Annotated in this window: 14 protein-coding genes and 2 pseudogenes; 4 read left to right on the top strand and 12 right to left on the bottom strand. The window is 62.8% G+C overall.

The features are described 5' to 3' along the window. Positions 1 to 114, bottom strand: a pseudogene (locus ACW5XD_RS23205) (IS1595 family transposase); the annotation flags it as partial. 129 nt (positions 115 to 243) lie between these two features. Between ACW5XD_RS23205 and yjeH the strand changes: the two are divergent. Then, positions 244 to 1524, top strand: a complete 1281-nt coding sequence (gene yjeH / locus ACW5XD_RS23200; RefSeq protein ID WP_456496931.1) for an L-methionine/branched-chain amino acid transporter — start codon at positions 244 to 246, stop codon at positions 1522 to 1524. A 61-nt stretch (positions 1525 to 1585) separates the two neighbouring features. Here yjeH and ACW5XD_RS23195 read toward each other — a convergent pair whose 3' ends face one another. The 4 genes from ACW5XD_RS23195 to ACW5XD_RS23180 all read right to left on the bottom strand — a co-directional run bounded on the left by ACW5XD_RS23195 (position 1586) and on the right by ACW5XD_RS23180 (position 6895). Then, entirely contained in the window at positions 1586 to 2122 is a 537-nt protein-coding gene (locus ACW5XD_RS23195; protein WP_456496930.1) for a GNAT family N-acetyltransferase, read from the bottom strand. 77 nt (positions 2123 to 2199) lie between these two features. Further along, positions 2200 to 3933 (bottom strand): ABC-F family ATP-binding cassette domain-containing protein, encoded by a 1734-nt coding sequence (locus ACW5XD_RS23190; protein WP_456496929.1) that lies wholly within the window; start codon positions 3931 to 3933, stop codon positions 2200 to 2202. Between the two features lie 380 nt (positions 3934 to 4313). Next, positions 4314 to 4751 (bottom strand): PliI family lysozyme inhibitor of I-type lysozyme, encoded by a 438-nt coding sequence (locus ACW5XD_RS23185; protein WP_456496928.1) that lies wholly within the window; start codon positions 4749 to 4751, stop codon positions 4314 to 4316. Positions 4752 to 4864: 113 nt separating this feature from the next. Beyond that, positions 4865 to 6895 (bottom strand): M13 family metallopeptidase, encoded by a 2031-nt coding sequence (locus ACW5XD_RS23180; protein WP_456496927.1) that lies wholly within the window; start codon positions 6893 to 6895, stop codon positions 4865 to 4867. 129 nt (positions 6896 to 7024) lie between these two features. Here ACW5XD_RS23180 and tilS point away from each other — a divergent pair, with 129 nt between their 5' ends. Beyond that, positions 7025 to 8365, top strand: a complete 1341-nt coding sequence (gene tilS, locus ACW5XD_RS23175) for a tRNA lysidine(34) synthetase TilS (RefSeq protein ID WP_456496926.1) — start codon at positions 7025 to 7027, stop codon at positions 8363 to 8365. 70 nt (positions 8366 to 8435) lie between these two features. Here the strand turns inward: tilS and ACW5XD_RS23170 are convergent, their stop codons facing one another. Further along, positions 8436 to 9356 carry a GGDEF domain-containing protein gene (locus ACW5XD_RS23170; RefSeq protein WP_456496925.1) on the bottom strand — a complete coding sequence of 307 codons (921 nt, stop codon included), beginning with the start codon at positions 9354 to 9356 and terminating at the stop codon, positions 8436 to 8438. A 100-nt stretch (positions 9357 to 9456) separates the two neighbouring features. Between ACW5XD_RS23170 and ACW5XD_RS23165 the strand changes: the two genes are divergently transcribed. After that, positions 9457 to 11409, top strand: coding sequence for a cation:proton antiporter domain-containing protein (locus ACW5XD_RS23165; protein ID WP_456496924.1), 1953 nt, complete (start codon positions 9457 to 9459; stop codon positions 11407 to 11409). 28 nt (positions 11410 to 11437) lie between these two features. Here the strand turns inward: ACW5XD_RS23165 and ACW5XD_RS23160 are convergent, their stop codons facing one another. The 5 genes and pseudogenes from ACW5XD_RS23160 to ACW5XD_RS23140 form a co-directional block, all read right to left on the bottom strand. Further along, a complete protein-coding gene (locus tag ACW5XD_RS23160) occupies positions 11438 to 12583 on the bottom strand; it encodes a patatin-like phospholipase family protein (RefSeq protein WP_456496923.1) in 1146 nt (381 codons plus the stop codon). Between the two features lie 121 nt (positions 12584 to 12704). Then, positions 12705 to 13574, bottom strand: coding sequence for an alpha/beta hydrolase (locus ACW5XD_RS23155; protein WP_456496922.1), 870 nt, complete (start codon positions 13572 to 13574; stop codon positions 12705 to 12707). 69 nt (positions 13575 to 13643) lie between these two features. Further along, entirely contained in the window at positions 13644 to 14225 is a 582-nt protein-coding gene (locus ACW5XD_RS23150) for a TetR/AcrR family transcriptional regulator (RefSeq protein ID WP_456496921.1), read from the bottom strand. Between the two features lie 116 nt (positions 14226 to 14341). Then, a pseudogene (locus ACW5XD_RS23145) lies at positions 14342 to 14443 on the bottom strand (DNA-binding response regulator); the annotation flags it as partial. Between the two features lie 118 nt (positions 14444 to 14561). After that, positions 14562 to 15206 carry a response regulator gene (locus tag ACW5XD_RS23140; RefSeq protein WP_456496920.1) on the bottom strand — a complete coding sequence of 215 codons (645 nt, stop codon included), beginning with the start codon at positions 15204 to 15206 and terminating at the stop codon, positions 14562 to 14564. Positions 15207 to 15364: 158 nt separating this feature from the next. On the opposite strand from ACW5XD_RS23140, the gene ACW5XD_RS23135 reads away from it, so the two are divergent. Continuing rightward, entirely contained in the window at positions 15365 to 15991 is a 627-nt protein-coding gene (locus ACW5XD_RS23135; protein ID WP_456496919.1) for a glutathione S-transferase, read from the top strand. Positions 15992 to 16066: 75 nt separating this feature from the next. Here ACW5XD_RS23135 and ACW5XD_RS23130 read toward each other — a convergent pair whose 3' ends face one another. Continuing rightward, a complete protein-coding gene (locus ACW5XD_RS23130; protein WP_456496918.1) occupies positions 16067 to 18178 on the bottom strand; it encodes an alpha-amylase in 2112 nt (703 codons plus the stop codon). Between the last annotated feature and the right edge of the window lie 288 nt (positions 18179 to 18466).

Raw genomic sequence — 18466 nt, 5'->3', positions numbered from 1 at the left:
ATTGAGCGAGGTAATGGCGTGTGGCGCCGTGAGCTCCTGCTGGGCAACACGGCGCTGGCGCAGGGTTAACTGGGGAAAGAGGGACAACAGGCGTTGAAAGGCAGGGGTATCCATGATGGTAGACCTCAAGGAGATGGCCTACTTCAAGATTAGCCTTTCAACACGTAATTGGGACAGAGCCTTAACAAAGGGGGGAGGGAGGCCTAACATGGCGGGGTGTTTTTCCAGTCAGGACAAAAGGATATGTCTGTGTTGAAAAAAGAGCTGGGGCTCTGGCAGGGGATGGGGCTGCTCGCCACCTCACTGCTGGGCACCGGCATCTTCGTGGTGCCGGCGACGGCAGCATCGCTGGCGGGTGGCGCCTCGCTCTGGGCCTGGGTGTTGCTCATCGTGCTGGTGCTGCCCATCGCCTTCACCTTCGCCCGGCTGGGACGCCGCTATCCACATGCGGGCGGGGCGCCGCATCTCATCGGACTCGCCTTTGGCAACGGCGCCGAGCGTTTCTCTGCCTTCCTGTTCCTGGCGGTGCTGCCGGTGGGGTTGCCGGCGGCCCTCACTATCGCAGCCGGCTTCTGGCACGCGCTGTTCGATCTGGGGGAGTGGACCCTGTGGGCCATCCAGCTGCTCACCCTGCTCGGGGTATTCCTGCTCGGGCTGCGGGGGGCGCGCTCCTCCGGCAACCTGCAGTTGCTGATCGCGCTCGCCATTCTGGGGCTGACCCTGCTCATCTGGTTCAAGGGGGATCTCAGCTGGCGCGACGCGGCCCAGCCCCTGCCGACGGCCGCTGAGTGGCCCGCCATGGGCACGGCGCTGGCGGTGATGTTCTGGTGCTTCGTGGGGCTGGAAGCCTTCGCCCACATGGGGGAGGAGTTCAAGCGGCCTGAGCGGGACTATCCGCTGGCCCTGCTCGGCGGTGTGCTGCTGGCGGGGCTGATTTACTGGGTCCACTCGCTGGTGGTACTCAAATATGGTCTCTATGGCGACGAGGCGACCAATGCCACCGCCATCCCGGCCCTGCTCTCCCTGCTGTTCGGCCCCACCGCCAAGTGGCTGGTGGCCATTCTGGGCTACCTCTCCTGCTTTGCCAGCATCAACATCTACCTGCAGGGATTTGCGCGCCTCATCTGGAGCATGGCGCGGGAGGGCAAACTGCCGGTCTCCCTCTCTCGCCTCTCGGCCCGGGGTGCGCCGCTCAATGCCCTGTGCTGGGTGCTTGCCATCTGCCTCGTCTCCATCACCTTGATCCTCTGGCTGCGACTGCCGCTCGATGAGCTGATCCGCTACGCCAACGGCAACTTCGTGCTGGTCTATCTGCTCTGCATGGCGGCGGGCTGGCGCCTGCTCGGTGGCATGGGCAAGGGGCTGGCGGCCTTGAGCGTGCTGCTCTGCCTCGCCGTGCTGGTGGCGCTCGCCTCCCAGGTGCTCTATGCGGTGTTGCTCAGTCTGGGGTATGGCTGCTTCTCGTTGTGGCGGCGCAGACGTCGCCGCACTCTGGCCACTGACAACGCCTGCGCCATCAAGTAACCGACCCGATAAAAAGCCCCGCAGTACGGGGCTTTTTGCTGGCTATCAGATGCGGTTGTGCTCAAGGGTCTGGCAGGTCGCTGCGCAGCAGGGCGTAGTGCCGCAGGGAGATAAATTGCTCCCCCTTCCACTCGCATTCCCGAGCCGTCCCCTCGTAACGAAAGCCGGCCCGCTCGAGCAGGCGAGCGGAGGGGAGGTTTGGCTCCTCCACCACCGCCAGCAAGCGGTGCAGCTCTGTGGTGCGGTAGACGAGGGCCAGAAACTGCCGCAATGCCGCCTGCATGATCCCCTGGCCCCAGTACTCGGGATAGAGCCAGTAGCCGAGCTCGGCCCGTTTGTGCTGCGGGTCGGCATCGTTGTAGCCGATGGCCCCCAAGGGACCGCCGGTTTGCTGGCAGCGGATCAGGAACCAGGCCCCGCTCTGGCGCTGCGCTATCTCGGCGTACCAGTGCATCTGGGCCTGGCACGCCTCCATGGTGTCATAGCGGATGCCGTAATAGGCGATGACCCCGGGATCCGACAGGCCGCGGTAGATGTGGGGCAGGTCGGCATCCGTGACAGGGTCGAGCCTGATATCGGGTTGTTGTGGTGAAGACATCATATGCTCCTTGCGGCCAGCCGTGGCCGGCCGCGTGAGTTGAGTAAAAGTGTCATGTGAAAATGCGGGTGGGGTTGTCACTCCTCTGCGAGGCCCAGCAAACCGGTAAGCCTGCCCAGCTCATGGCGCCACTCTTGCTGCAGCCGCGGAGTCTGATGTTTGGGCTTGCGGGCGAGATCGGCGGCAAGCAGGGCATCCAGCTCGTACCAGCGTGCCAGCAGAGCCTCATCATCGTGCTCCGGCATGGGATCTTCCCCCTTGGCGTCATTTGCCCGGGCGTCGGCGGCGGGCTGTTCGGGTGCATCGCCGAGCAGTTCGGCATAGGCCCGCTCGGCGCTGTGGGTCTCGTGGATCCGGCCCTCCCTGATCACCCAGAAGCGGTTGCAGCTGCGTTCGATCAGACCCCGGTCGTGGGAGACAAGCAATACGCCGCCGGGGAAGGCGTTCAAGGCCTCGGCCAGCTCCTCTTTTCCTGCCAGATCCAGATGGTTGGTGGGTTCATCGAGCCAGAGCAGATGGTGACTCGCCAGCGACAGGGCGAGAAACAACAGTCTGGCCCGCTCGCCCCCGCTCAGGGTCGCGACGCGCTGGCCGTGGCGGGAGTAGGGGAAGCCCGCGCGGATCAGCGCCTGGCGCAGCGACACCTCCGGCAAAGGCGCCAGCGGATAGAGGGCATAGGTCAGGGTGGCGTGGTCGTCCAGCTGCTGCAGGGACTGATCGTAGTAGGCGATGCTGGCGCCAGGGTGGCGATACCAGCCCTCAGCCGGTCGTTGGTCGCACACCTCGCCCCAGCACTGGCGCAACAGGGAGGACTTGCCCGTGCCGTTGGCGCCGAGCAGGGCGACCCTGTCGCCGGCGCGCAGCCAGAGATCCTCGGCCCGCAGCAGCGGCGGCAGACCGGGGGCGGGGCGCACGTCGAGGGCGTCGAGTCGCAGCAGGGCATCGGCGGGCAGCGCCTGCCCGTGCAGCTCGAGGCGCCAGGGGGCATCCACCCCGACCACGCTCTGCTCCTCCTGCAGCCTGGCCACCCGTTTCTCCATGGACTTGGCCTGGCGCACCAGCTTCTCGTTGTCATGCTCCCGCCCCCAGATGGCGAGACGTTTGCTGCTGGCGCTCAGGCGGTCGATCTCTTTTTGCTCGTCGGCCCGGCGCAGGTGGGTTTGCTCGTCCTCTTCGGCCAGAGCCGCCCTGGCCTGACTGCAGGGCAGGGCGAAGCGATGAAGCCGCCGATCCCGCAGGATCAGGGTCTCGCGGGTCACCCGATCGAGCAGGCGACCATCGTGGGAGACCAGCACGAAGGCGCCACGCCACGCCAGCAGGAAGCGCTCGAGCCAGATCAGGGCGGGCAGATCCAGATGGTTGCTGGGTTCGTCCAGCAGCAACAGGTTGGGCTGGTGCAGCAGGGCGCGGCCTATCTGCAGGCGGGTATGCTGGCCACCGCTCAGCGCGCTGACCGGGAGGTCGGCCTGCTCGGCCAGTTGCAGCCCGGTCAGCAGCTTGTCCACCTGCCACGTCTGGTCAGCCTCGTTGGCCAGCGCATCGAGCAGCACGGCGCGGGTGCTGAGCGTTTGCAGTTGGGCGGGCAGATGCTGGGCCACGAATTCACAGCGGCAGGAGGTGGCCTTGTGGATACGTCCGTCATGGGGTGTGCGCTGACCGGCCAGCAGGGCGAGCAGTGTGCTCTTGCCACAGCCATTGACGCCTATGAGGCCAATGCGATCACCACTGCGAATGCTGAGGTCCAGGTTGTCAAATAACGGGAGGTGCCCCGCACTCATTTGCAGGGAATGGGTACTCATCAGGGTTGTCATGCTCTTGCTCTCTTAAATCTCGGGATCGAAGATCCCTGTCATCAGGAGCGCTGGCGACAACGGCAGAGTCGAGAAAGGTCTCGGTTTGGAAGGGAGTCGGCTTTGCTCGAACCCGCTATCGCAGCGCGATGGTATGCAGGCAAGAGCACGTGAATGTGCCGAACAGGCGGGCCGAGAACATCGGACACGCTTGGATAACCATTTTTACCTCCTTATTTTTCTCAGTGGCAAGGTGCGGCGAGTATAAGCGCAGAAAAAATAGTCGTCCATCGGGCTCTGGTCTGTCGTCGGGCAGCAGGGAGGCGGGGAAGGGGGTCAGCGTCTGTCACCGACAAGCAAGCAGCCCCGCATTGCGGGGCTTTTTTCATGGTGCCTGATGATCAGTCTCGGGGTGTTTTGAGCGCCTGGATCACATCTTCCGTGGGCGTCAGCCCCTCCACATGGTTGAAGGTATCAAGCCCCTCAAGTGGCTTGATGACGAAGGCGTCGGCACTGTGATAGCCACCGCTGCCAGCGCTTTCCATGATGATGATGAGTTCGGGTTGTTTGTCGCCATTGAGATCCTGCAGTTTGATCTCCTTGATGGTGCCATCGCGCGGCAGTACCTTGCCGTCGATGAACTGATCAAGGGGAAACTGGGGATTGGCGCCCGAGTAAAGGCGCACGTCGTAGCTGCCGATGGAGGCGGGTTCACCCCGTCCCTCGCTGACGGTGATCACCTGGCCGGAGGGGATCGTCAGCTGTTTGAAGAATCCCTCCGCCGCCTGGCCAGTCAGTGGCAGGGTGAGCAGGCCGAGTGTCATGAATAAGGCTTTCATCGTTGTGACCCTTGTTGCTGCGGTGACGGGCGGCACGCCTGCCCGTCACGGATGTGAATGTGTGGGCCGGGCCTCTGCCCGGCTCTCTTTCTCTGCCTCGCCGGAGGCGGTCATTACCAGATCTTGACCCGTTTGGCCGGGGCCAGATAGAGCTTGTCACCCGGCTGGATATTGAACGCCTCGTAAAAGGCGGGGATGTTAGGCACCACGCCATTGACCCGATACTCCGGCGGTGAATGAGGATCCGAGGCGAGCAGCATCTGCATCAGCTCGGGGCGATACATCCCCTTCCACACCTGGGCCCAGCCGAGGAAGAAGCGCTGCTCGCCAGTGAAACCATCCAGCACGGGTGCTTCCTCGCCCTTGAGCGACAGCTCGTAGGCCTTGTGGGCTATGGTGAGACCACCCAGATCGCCTATGTTCTCTCCCAGGGTGAACTGGCCGTTGACGAACTGGCCATTGATGGGCTCGAAGCGGTTGTATTGGGCTACCAGACGGCTGGTTCGGAAGCGGAACTCCTTGAGATCGGTTGGAGTCCACCAGTCGCGCATCAGGCCGTCGCCGTCGGACTTGGCTCCCTGATCATCGAAACCGTGACCCATCTCGTGGCCGATCACCCCGCCGATGGCGCCGTAGTTGACCGCATCATCTGCCGTCAGGTCGAAGAAGGGCGGCTGTAGTATGGCGGCCGGGAAGACGATCTCGTTGTTGCTCGGGTTGTAGTAGGCGTTCACCGTCTGCGGCGACATGTGCCACTCGTCTCTGTCTACCGGTTTGCCGAGGCGTGCCAGGTTGTCGGCGTATTCGAAGGCGCGGGCTCGCTGCAGGTTGCCTACCAGATCATCCGACGTGATGGTGATGGCGCTGTAATCCTTCCACTTTTCCGGGTAGCCGATCTTGGGTCGGAACTTGGCCAGCTTCTCCAGTGCCTGGGTCTTGGTGGCCGGTGACATCCAGTCCAGCTCCTGAATACTCTGGCCGTAGGCGGTGCGCAGGTTCTCCACCAGCTGCTCCATGCGGGCTTTGGCTTCTGGCGGGAAGTAGCGCTCCACGTAGAGCTGGCCCACCGCCTCGCCCAGATGATCGTCCAGCACGCCGAGGGCACGCTCCCAGGGGGCTCGCTGCTTGGGGGTGCCGCTCAGGGTAGTGCCGAAGAAGGCGAAGTTCTGGGCGTCGGTCTGGCTGTCGAGATAGGGGGCGTAATCGGTGATGAGTTGCCACTTGAGGTAGGCTTGCCAGTCGCTGATCGGGGTCTGCTGCATCAGGCCATCGAGGGACGCGAGATAGCTTGGCTGGCCTATGACCAGGCTGCTCTGACCGGCGAGGCCGGCCTGGGCCAGGTAGCCATCCCAGTCGATATGCGGAGCGAGACGCTTGAGCTCGCTCTGGGGCGCCTTGTTGTAGTTCTTCTCCCTATCCCGCAGGGCCACGTTGTCCCACTGGATCTGGGCGAGTTTGGTCTCAAGGGTCAGGATGCGCCGGGCCTTGGCCTTGGCATCTGCTTCACCGAAACGGGTCAGCATGGTGGCGATGTGCTGCTCGTATTTCTGCCGCAGCGCCTGGCTGTTGGGGTCGGTCTTGAGGTAGTAATCCCGATCCGGCAGGCTGAGGCCGGATTGATAGAGGTAGACCGCATAGCTGTCCGGTGCCTTGGCATCGGCGTCGATCCAGAAGCCGAACGGGGCACCGCCACCAGTGCGCCCGCTTTGGGCAAAGGCCCGGGCCAGCCCGCGCTGATCGCGGATCTGATCGATATCGCTGAGCAGGGGCAGCAGCGGCGTGATGCCCTTGGCATCCCGGCTGCCTTGATCCAGATAGCTCTGGTAGAGATCGTGGATCTGCTGGGCCAGGGTGCCTGCCGCCGCCTTGCGGTCGAGCCCCTCGACCAGCACCCGCACGTCCGCCAGCGACTTGTCCCGCAGCATGTAGAAGGCGCCATCGGCGGGCCTGTCGTCCGGGATCTTGGCGGTAGCCAGCCAGTGGCCGTTGACGTAGCGGAAGAAGTCGTCACCGGGCTTGACCCGGGTATCCATGTTGGCCAGCGCGAGGCCGGAGTGCTTGTCTGCTGTGTCCGGCGCCTGACTACAGCCAGCCAGCAAGGCCAGCCCGATGAGGCCGGCCAGTATGCTTTTTTTATTGTTCATCTTGTTGGATTCCAATTCGGGTTATTCAGCTTCCTGGCCCAAACAGGGCAGTTCTTCACTCTAACAGCCGGGTTGCAGCTTGATAAGCCCGACTCTGTTAAGATCGGTCTGGTCGTTTTGGGGAAGCCTATGATTTCTCGTATTTATTCTCGTTTTTGTCAGACCCTGCCCGCGCCGGAAGGTTCCCGGGGCCTGTTGGTTGCCTTCAGTGGCGGGCTCGATTCCACCGTGTTGCTGGTGCTGGCGGCGCAGTTTGCCCGCGAGCAGGGGCTCCGGCTACGCGCCCTGCACGTGCACCACGGCCTGAGCCCTCACGCCGATGCCTGGGTGGCCCATTGTGAGACCGTGTGTCAGCAACTGGCGGTACCGCTCATCGTTGAGCGGGTGCAGCTGGTGCGTGGCAATGGTGAGAGCCTGGAGGCCCAGGCCCGGGAGGCCCGCTATCAGCGCCTCGCCGCCAGCCTGGGGGCTGGGGAGTGGCTGCTCACCGCCCATCATCAGGACGATCAGCTGGAGACACTGCTGCTGGCCCTCAAGCGTGGCGCCGGCGTGCGGGGCCTGGCGGGCATACTGCCAAGTCAGCCGTTTGCGGCCGGCCTGCTGCTGCGCCCCTTGCTTGAGGTCAGCCGGGCCGAGTTGGCCGAGGTGGCCCAATCGCTTCCTTATGGCTGGGTGGAGGATGAGAGCAATCAGGATGTGAGCTATGACCGCAACTTTCTGCGCCAGCAGCTGATCCCTCAGCTCAAGGCCCGCTGGCCGGCCATGGCCCGCACCGCCGCCCGCAGCATGGCGCTGTGCGCCGAGCAGGAGATATTGCTGACCGAGCTGGCAGAAACGGACTGGCGGCTGGCCGGTGAGGGGAGTGCCCTGAATATCGAGCCGCTGCACGGACTCTCGGTGACCCGGCGCAACAACCTGCTGCGCTACTGGATCCGCCGGCTGGGGGGTGAGATGCCCTCCCGGGACCAGCTGGCTCTGCTGTGGCAGGAGGTGGCGCTGGCGCGAGAGGACGCCAATCCGCAGTTCAGCTTGAAGAGCCTGGATTGCCGCCGCTTTCAGGGTCGGCTCCATCTGGTGAGGCCGGGACTGGCGCCCTGTCACGAGCAACTGGCGGTAGCGGTTGGCGAGTCGGTCGCCTTGCCGGACGGGCTGGGGCAGGTGCAGCTACTGCTGCGGCAGGGCGGTGAGGGGTTGAGGCTGCCCACCGCGCAGGAGCCAATGTCGGTGCGTTTTCAGGTGACGGCCGGGCTTATGCTCAAACCCGTGGGGCGCAGCGGCAGTCGGCGTTTCAAGAAGTTGCTGCAAGAGTATGGCGTGCCCTCCTGGCAGCGAGGGCGCATCCCCATCCTCTATTACGGCGAGCAGGTGGCGGCGGTGGCCGGACTCTTTATCTGTGACGGATTCATGACGCGAGCCGCCGGTGTGGAGTGGCACTGGCGGCCAGCGGCAGACAGCTGCATCCCGGAGTGAATCCGGGACTGCCATGAAGACAAAAAACCCGCATTTCCGGCTTTTTTTCTTCATGGGTTTTCTGGCCGGTTCAATCCAGCAGGCCGGCCTTGCCCGCTTTTTTGCGGGCGTAGAGGTGAGCATCCGCCGCCTCATACAGGCTGTGGACAGCTACCCCGGATTGCCAGCTGGCAGCCCCCAAGCTGCAGCCAACCGAGAAGGTGCTGAGTTCCTTGTTGGTCATCAGCATATGTTGCAACCGCAGCCAGACGGGGCGCCAGGCCTCGGGCTCGGCGGGTTGCAGCAGCAGTGCAAATTCGTCGCCGCCGAGGCGAAACGCCTGATCCGTGCTGCGGATACAGTGCTTGAGCAGCTGGGCGAAGCGGCTTAGCACCAGATCGCCGACCGGGTGGCCCCAGGTGTCGTTGATCTGTTTGAAGTGATCCAGATCCAGCAGCACCAGCACCAGACCGTGAGACTCCCGGCTGTGCTGTTCCACGGCGCGGCCTATGGCCTCGTCGAAGTAGGAACGATTGCCGAGCCCGGTCAGGTGATCGAGCCGCACTTGCTGCTCCAGTTGCGCCAGCCGCAGATAGAGGGGAAGGGGCATGCAGAGCAGTTGATGGTACTGCTGCAGGATCCGCTGCTGGCTACCGCTCAGGGTATGTTCCAGTGTGTAGTGCAGCTGTCCGAACAACTGGCCGTGCTGGCCGCGCAGTTCGAACGGGTAGCTGTGCAGCGTCAGGCTGGCCTGGGGTGGCTGCTGGATCAGCCGAAGTGGCTGTGCGTGATCAAAATAGAGGCTGTGTATTCGGACAATTTTTGCCGCACGATCGGCAAAGGTTGCCAGCAGGCTGTCGAGATCCGTCTGTACCAACAAGAGCTCGAGCAACTGGTTGCGATCCTGACTGGCTAGCGGCGTAAGCCGCTCCATCTGGCGAACCCACTGCTCTATGCCATGTCCCAAACCATTCAATGACGATGTGTTTTCCACGGTACAGCCCTCATACATCCTACTTCCTGTCACTTCACTGCAATCTTTGTGCCCAAAATATGTTCGATACGAACAAGGGGGGCTGGCTAGGCTTAAGTGGATAAAAAAAGGAGGGAAATTGTATACGGACATCTTGATTTTGCTGTTTGCCGCCGTCTTGCTGGTGGCGATTTTCCGGCGCCTCGGCCAGCCGGTGATCCTTGCTTACCTGCTTGCCGGGGTACTGCTCGGCCCCTATGGCGCCGCCGTGATCACAGAGCAGACGATCATGCAGACCATCGCCGAGCTCGGCATCGTTTTTCTGATGTTCTCGCTCGGGCTGGAGTTCTCGTTGCCGCGGTTGATCGCCATGAGGATGCTGGTGCTGGGAGTCGGCGGTTTGCAGGTACTGTTCACCACCTCGCTGTTTTTCTGGCTCGGATGGTGGTGGGGGCTGAGCCTGCCTCAGGCGCTGGTGGTCTCGGGTACTTTGGCACTCTCTTCCACTGCCGTGGTGATCAAGCAGCTGGGGGAGCAAAAACAGTTGCACACCCGTCGGGCCCAGCTCGGGGTGAGTGTGCTGTTGTTTCAGGATCTGGCGGTGGTGCCGTTGCTGGTCATGATCCCCATCCTGGCCCAGCCGGAAATTCAGGGCAGCGCCCTGCTGGCGGAGATCGCCTGGGCCACCCTCAAGGGACTGTTTGCTTTATTTAGCCTGCTGGCGGTGGGCAAGTGGCTGTTGCCGCTGCTGTTTCACGAGGTGGCGCGGGCTCGCTCCGACGAACTGTTCGTGCTGAGCGCCCTGCTGGTGGCATTGCTGGCCTCTTCGCTGACCCAGTGGATGGGGCTCTCCATGGCGTTGGGGGCGTTCTTGGCCGGCATGATGCTGGGCGAGTCCCATTACCGCCATCAGCTGGAGGTGGACATACGGCCGTTTCGGGATGTGCTGATGGGCCTCTTCTTCATCACTATCGGCATGGCCATGGACTGGCAGCGGGTAGCGCAGGCCTGGTGGCTGGTGGCCTCGAGCGTGCTCTGTCTGATCCTGTTCAAATCCCTGCTGGTGCTGTTGGCCGGCCGTCTGATGGGGGAGCGCAAGCGCGACGCCATGGCGGCGGGGATCATGCTGAGCCAGGTCGGCGAGTTTGGCTTCGTGCTGCTGGCGCTGGCCAATCACCACGGTCTGCTCGACCATCAGTTGGTCTCCCTGCTCATCGGCATAGGGGTCACTTCCATCGCCATGACCCCCTGGTTGGTACAGAAGGCTCACCATCTGGCTCGTTCCCTCACCGATCCGGCCCTGCTCACCCGCTCCGAAGTGGCCCAGTCCGGTCTTAGCAAAAGCCAGCATGTGATCATTGCGGGCTTTGGTCGCGCCGGCCAGACCTGCGCCCGTTTTCTCAAGCAGGAGGAGATCCCCTTCCTGGCGCTCGATCTTGACCCCGAGCGCGTGAGTGAGGCCAAGTCGGCGGGGGAGCAGGTCGCATTTGGTGATGCCAGCCGCCGCGATATTCTGCTGGCCGCCGGCCTGTTGCGGGCCCGGCTGGTGATCATCACCTTCGACGATCACAAGCGGGTCGAGGCCATGCTGGCGCTGATTAGATCGCTGGCGGTGGAGGTCAGGGTGCTGGTGCGCACCCGGGATGACAGCTTTCTGGAAGCCTTCAAGCAGGCGGGGGCCCATGAGGTGATCCCAGAATCCCAGGAGGGGGCCCTGATGCTGGTCTCTCACCTGCTGCTTAACTGCAACGTCCCCATCGGTCGGGTGATCCGGCGCATGGAACATGAGCGCAGCAGCCAGTATCGCTTTCTGCACGGCTTCTACTGGGGGGATCAGAGCGCCGGCAATCTGGGGACGGATCAGTTGCTCGAGCGACTGCATCCCGTGCTGTTGCACGATCAGGCCTGGGCTGTTGGACGCACTGTGCAGGCGCTGGCGCTGGAGGAGGTGAGGATCAAGGAGGTACAGCGCGGCGAGCAGAGCCTGGAGCCCAGATCCGATCTGACGCTGGCGGCGGGGGATCGGCTGGTGCTGTTTGGCAATGCGGTGGCGATGGAGCAGGCCGAGCAGCGGCTGCTGGAGGGACGCTAGCCCGGCAGCTCCCCAGGTTTGCTGTGGTTCATGCCTCTTCCCGCGCCATCTGTTCAATGCCCAGAAACTGTTCGACCCGCTGGCGATCGTTGAGGGTGTCCCGGTAGCCCAGCTTGATCAGTTGCTGGCAATAGCCGGGGTAGAACATCAGGAAGCTGGCCAGACTGCTGGTTTCATCCCCTGTTACTCCCATCACCCGCAGCAGGCGACGCAGGTGCACCGGCAGCTTGCGCAAATAGTTCAGCGCTATGATGTCGAGATCCTCGCTCGGTTTCAGCACGCAAGTCTCCACCCGCTTCAATTTCAAACGGTTACGCTCCCGCTCCGGAATGAGAGCCAGGGTCTGGTTGATGCGCCACAGCCGTTCCAGATCCGAGTTGAGGGTGTCGGTGAAGACGGTATCGAGCAAGTGGCTGGCGATGTTGGAACTGGTCAGGTGACCGTGATGAAAAGTCGGTGCCGAGTGGGCCGGCGGATCCAGCGTGATCAGCAGGATCCGTTCCGCCCCCAGGTGGATGGCGGGGCTGAGTGGACTGAGTTGGTGGATGGACCCATCACCGTAGAATTTGTCGCCTATATGGGTTGCGGGAAAGACAAACGGCAGTGCCGAGGAGGCCAGCAGGTGATCCGAGGTGAGCAGGGTCCGCACACCGCGCCGTCTGGCCCGCTCCCATGGCAGATGTTCGGCCCGTCCCTGAAAAAAGGTGGTGGAGAGGCCGTCATCGTAATCGGACGCCGTGATGGCGAGTGCCTCCAGGCTGCCGTAGAGGATGTTGTCATCGATGCGGTGATAGTCGATGAGCTGGTCCAGCAGGCGGCGCAGCGGCGCGTTGTCGAACAGGTGAAAGGCGTGGTTGGTGTGGGGATTGATGAGCCCGGCCGAGCCCTCATACATCATCTGCCACAGCAATCTGCCGGGGTGGAAGTCGAAGATGTGGTGGGTCTCGAAACGGCGCCAGACCCACTCCAGCTTGCGTACCCCCAGATGAAAACAGGAGGCGTAGCAGGCCAGCGCGGTGACATTGATGGCACCCGCCGAGGTACCGCACAGGATGGGAAACGGAATGCCGAGATTGCGGGGGTAGAATTCGGCGATCGCCTTGAGGGCGCCAACCTGATAGGCGGCGCGGGCACCACCACCGGTCAACAGAAGAGCTGTGTTGGGTCTGGCCATGATACTGCGCCTTATGCATGCCACTAGGGGTGTTGCCACCGAGCAATTTAACTATAAGACGCTGTATCGAATATAAAAACAGGCCTGCCAACCATTTTTTCTTGGCCCGTTTTGAGCCCTTTTATTCCTCCTGCAGGGCGGCGCTCAGTTGATCGAAGGCGGCAAAAACCGGGGCGCTGGCGAGGATGCGACCGTGCCCCAGGCCCCGGGTAGTGACCAGTCGGGTGCGGCCGTCCCGGCTTGCTCGCAGGGAGTCGTCGTGGGGGGCAAACCTGTCTTCTTCGTCGTGCACTATGATGGTGGATCCCTCGCGGCTGGCGAGGCGCCCCAGCGGATCGACGGTGCTGAGGGGGTACTGGTACTCCTGCTCAATCTCTTTCACCACGGCATCGAACAGCCGGATGGAGTAGCCGGAGCGTGCCACCATGCCGTAGAGCTGGGGCACATAGTCGAGCACGGGCGAGATGAGCAGCAGTGGCAGCCGGTCCAGGTTTGACACTCGGCTGGAGAGAGTGACAGCTCCCCCCATGCTGTGGGCTATGGCCCCCTGGATGGGGCCAGATTCGTCGCTCAGCGTGGTCACCAGCTCATCGAAGGCGCGCACGAAGCGGGGCAGGTGGCCGGTATGGCCGGCGCTGTGGCCGTGGGCCGGATGATCATAGGCGATGGCGGTGAAGCCCTGAGCGGCGATGTGGCTCATCAGCGGGTAGAACTGGCTGGCGCTGCCGGACCAGCCGTGCATCAGCAGCCAGACCGGTCCCTGGCCGAGCCGGTAGCTCATCAGGGTGCCTTCACTGGTGTGCACGGCCTGTTTGAGCAGGCCCGCAGGCGCAGCGTCATCGCGCTGGTTGCGCTGGGGGGTGAGCAGCAGCTTGCTGGCGGTGCGTCTGGCGTGGGCCGGGGCGAGTCTGTGGTGCAACCGGGTGCCGATGCCGAGCAGCCATTTGCTCGGGCTGAAGCGGCGGGTGTTGAAGTAGATCTTGCTGCTCATGATGGTCCTGTCTGCTTTGTGTTCGAACGGTCGTGCTTTTTTGTCGGTTTTTAAAAAGGCAGTTGAAAATCAGCGCCAGCTGGTCAGCAGAGCATCCACTTCGGGCCAGAAGTGGCGGGCCGGATCCTGACACAAGTCCAGCGCGTTGAACACCTGATCCCCCAGATAGAGGCCGTACAGCCGGTAGACGGCACGCCAGGGATCCATGTCGCCGCGCCACTCCCCCTGCGCTTGACCCTGCACCACCTGGCGAGCCAGGTAGTCGAGCCAGAAGCGCACTAGCTGGCGGGCTGCCTGCTGGACCTCACCCTCCTGGGCCGAGGTCCAGGCGTCGAGGAACATGCAGCGACCGGCGAAGCTCTGGTTCCAGGCCAGCCAGGCCTGCAGCAGGGCGATCAGCTTCTCCTGCTGGTTGCCGTGCTGTTGCTGGCGCACCGGCTGGATCACCCGCTCCCTAAACACCTCTGCGGCGTACTCCAGCACGGCGATCTGCAGGTTGTCGCGGGATTGGAAGTGTGCAAACAGGCCGCTCTTGGACATCTCGCAGGCACAGGCCAACGAGCCTATGGTCAGGCTCTCCAGACCCTGCTGGCTCGCCTGCTCGAACGCAGTCTGCAAAATGTTGTCGCGGGTCAGCCGGCCCTTGCTCATCGCACTCTCCTCGTTGGTCCTGCAGCATAAAGTACGACCGTGCTATTTGTCGAGCGAGAAACCGCCATGAGAGGGGAAACCGGTCAGGGGTTGTCGCCTTCCGTCATGGCCAGGGGTCAATCGTCCTTGATATCCATCTGCTGCAAGGCGATGACCGCCTGGGTGCGGTTCTTGACGCCGAGCTTGTGGAAGGCGGGGGTGATACGGGCCTTGATGGTGACAAGGGTCAATCGTCCTTGATATCCATCTGCTGCAAGGCGATGACCGCCTGGGTGCGGTTCTTGACGCCGAGCTTGCGAAAGGTGGGAGTGGATATGGGCCTTTGTTGGCAGCCGCTCAGTCGTCCTTGATATCCATCTGCTGCAGAGCTATGACCGCCTGGGTGCGGTTCTTGACGTCGAGCTTGCGGAAGATGGCGGTGATATGGGCCTTGATGGTGGCCTCGGAGACGTTGAGCTCCCAGGCGATCTGCTTGTTGAGGCTGCCATCGCGCAGCATCACCAGCACCTTGTATTGTTGGGGGGTGAGGCTGGCGAGTTTGCTGGCGAAACCGGGGCCATCTTCGGACTCGGGATGCAGCGAGATGCCGGCCGGCACCCAGTTATCCCCCCCGATCACCGTATTGAGGGCGTTGACCAGCTCCTTCATGGGCACGGACTTGGGGATGAAACCCAGCGCCCCGAGCCGCAACACTTGCTGGATGATGGCGGGATCTTCCGAGGCGGAGACCACGACGATGGGCAGATCCGGGTGCTGGCCGCGCAGGTGGGCGAGGCCGGAGAAGCCGTTGGCTCCCGGCATCTTGAGATCGAGCAGCAACAGGTCCACCTCCGGGTGTTCCCCCAGCAGGCTGGTCAGGCTGTCGATCGAATCGGCCTCCAGCAGCTGGGCGTCGTTGATGGCCATGTGCACCGCTTGATAGAGGGCGCCCCGAAACAGGGGGTGGTCATCTGCGATGACGATGGTAAATTGGCTATCCATTGCTCACATTGTTGCTAACTGATTGTTTTGGAAAATCAAACTAGCATCGCTCTCCGAGGGGGTCAAACCCGCAGGCGTGCAAATGTGAAGCGACCGTCGGATGTCGTGCCATTGGGGCCGATGGGATGGTCATGAGCAACCCATGCAGGAGGCAAGAGATGGGATCCTTGGTATTGACGGTGGGCACGGGCTCCACCTGGGCAATGCGTGCTGCTCTGGTGCTCGCCATGAGCGGGCTGGAGTGGCAGGAGCAGGTGTTTGATCTGGAAGATGCCAAGGCGTTGCAGCGGCTCAAGCGCGCAGGGCCTGCCGGCCTGGTGCCCTGGCTGGATCACGATGGCGTGCGGATACATGACTCGCTGGCCATCGCTGAATACCTGCACGAGCTCTGTCCAGACCACCAGCTCTATCCCGTTTCCCGGGCCGAACGGGCGCTGGCCCGCAGCCTGTGCGCCGAACTGCACTCGGGCTTTGGCCAGATCCGCAGCCAGCTGCCCTTCTTCCTGGGGGCGCCGACCCGCAGCGAGCCGCCGGTGGAGGCCATCGGCGAGCTGGCTCGCTTGCAGACCATCTGGTCCCAGGCGAGGGGGCCCTTCTACTTCGGCGAGGCGGGCATCATAGACGCCTTCTATGGGGTGATGGCCTATCGGCTGGCCAGCTACGGCATCCAGCTGCCCGGTCAGGCCGGCGTTTATCAACAGGCCTTGCTGGCCTGGCCCCTTTGGCAGGCGCTGCTGGTCAAGGTGCGGCTGCAGTGGCCGGTGGCGGCCCGTCAGTCGCAGTGATCGGCAGAGTGGAGAGTTCAAAAGAGAGGGGAGCCAGTGGCTCCCCTCTCTTTTGTGGCTAATCTGGTCCAGACGTTATTTCTGCCGACCGGCAAACACCACCACCACCTTGTCGTTCCCCTTCTCCCGCACAAAGCTGTAGGGCGCATCGGACAGCTTCTTGTGGCTGCCTGCCGCCACCGCGGGGTGAGCGGCGCGGAACTGGCCGAGTCGCTGCCAGTGCTTGACCAGCTCGGCTTTGTCGCCGCTCCCCAGCTCCTGCCAGTTCATGTCCGAGCGCACGCTCTGATCGAATACGCCCCCATCCTTGGCCAGGCCCCGGCCCGACTCGTCCCCGTAGTAGAGCTGGATGCCGCCCGGCAGCAGCATGAAGCTGTTGGCCACCCGCCGTTGCAGCGGCACGTCCTGATAGTCGCCGAAGAACAGCTTGGTGTCGTGGGAACTGATGTAGCTCAGCACGTTGAACTCGGGATCTTGGTTGATGCGGCTGGCGTAGCTGGCATAGGTGGGTTCGGCGCCCGCCATGCACTGGGCCTGGGGCAGGGCGAATTCGCGCTGGTAGTCGAAGTTGATCAGCGAATCGAAACCGTTCTGGTACCAGAAATCCTTGGCGACCCCATGATCCCACACCTCGCCCACCATGTAGAAGGGGAGGTCGTCGAGCTTCTTGGTCGGGTTGGCGGCTTTCCACTCTTTGAGCGCGGTGCTGCCGGCCTGCTTGAGGCGGGCCCACACCTCGGGCTCCAGATGCTTGACGGTATCGGCCCGAAAGCCGTCGATGCCGAAGCGGCGTACCCAGTCGGTGTGCCAGGCAATGAGGTAGTCGCTCACGGTGGCGTTGGGCAGCGCCTTGGCCCCAGTGTCTTTCTTCGCCGTCAGCAGCGGCGGCAAGCCCACCGGCTTGGTTGACTCGGTCAGGAAGTCCGGCAACCCCGCCACAGTACCGGTCACATCGTCAGTGCCGGGTTGCGGGTAGCCGGGCAGACCGGCTCGCACCCAGTCTCCCCCCCACCACTGGTTCCAGTTCGGGGATTGATAGTCGATAAACTGGTTGTAGCCATGCCAGTTGAGGCCGCCGCTCGGGCGCCACTCGTTCCAGCGGGTCGGCAGTTTGTTGCTGTTTTGGGTCAGGCTATTGAGCCCCAGATCCTGCAAGTCGGCCAGGGTGGCGTAACCGGCGTGGTTCATCACCACATCCAGAATGATCCGCATGCCGCGCTTGTGGGCCTCGTCCACCAAGGTTTTCAGGCTCTCTTCATCGCCATAGTTGGGGTCAATCTTGGTGAAATCCAGCGCCCAGTAGCCGTGGTAGGCGTAGAAGGGAAAATTGCCCTGCTCGCCACCGCCGATGAAGCCGTGCACCTGCTCCACCATAGGGGTAATCCAGATGGCGTTCATGCCGAGGCTCTTGATGTAGTCGAGCTTCTCGGTCAACCCCTTGAAGTCGCCGCCGTGCCAGGTCGCCACCTCGTCCTGGCCATCCTTCTGGCGACCGAAACTGTGGTCGTTGGCGGGATTGCCGTTGTTGAAGCGGTCGGTCAACAGGAAATAGACGCTCGCCTGATCCCAGCTGAACGGCGCCGGCTTGGCCGCCTTGACCGGCTCGAGCAGCAGCAGGCCGCCACTCTCCTTGCTCGGGGTCAGGGTCAGCTTGCCCCCCTTGACCATGCCTTCTTGGCCGGAGTAGGCATCCCGCAGCCGGGTGCCATCGGGCCAGACCCCTTGCAGCGATACGGTGACAGGGCCGCCATCCCACTGGATGCAGGGCTCTTCGGGGGGTTGGCGCTTGAACTCACTCTTCCTGGTGGCCCGTAATACCTTGAGGCTGGGGGTATCTGGATTGAAAGTGAACTCATAGTCCCCCGCCAGCATGACTCGCAGGTTGAAGTTTTGCCCCTTGTTGCACTTGTCCATGGGCTGAGCGGTGCCGAAAGGGAGCGGCTTGCTCTCGTTCGGGCCGAAACTGGTACCACAGCTGCTGCCCGGGTCGCTGATGCGGATCTGGTGGCTGCCCTTGGCGAGCGGATGGACCATTTGTACCGCTCCCTTGTCCAGCGCCAGTGGGGCACCGACGGATTGGCCATCCACGTAAAGGTGCACCTCGGGGGCTGCCATGGCCTGATGGATGAAGAGAGGGCTGGCCAGCAGGGCAAGCCAGAGGGAAGACACAGGGTGAGTGCGACGCATAAGCCATTCCTTGAGCAGGGGTAAGCGGACCAGATTCCGTCAATGGGGCTCATTCTAGGGATCATGGTGGCGGGTATGGACAGGCAAAGCGCTGATTTGTGACCTCAGTTCAAATGGTTACGTTTTCAGAAATGGGAAAGTGTGACACCGGAACGCCGGCCATAAAAAAAGGCTCTGTCCCAATTACGTGTTGAAAGGCTAATCTTGAAGTAGGCCATCTCCTTGAGGTCTACCATCATGGATACCCCTGCCTTTCAACACCTGTTGTCCCTCTTTCCCCAGTTAACC

Source organism: Aeromonas enterica (assembly GCF_054052465.1).
Note: the sequence above shows the minus strand (reverse complement) of the source record. Positions and strands in the feature narration are given on the sequence as shown.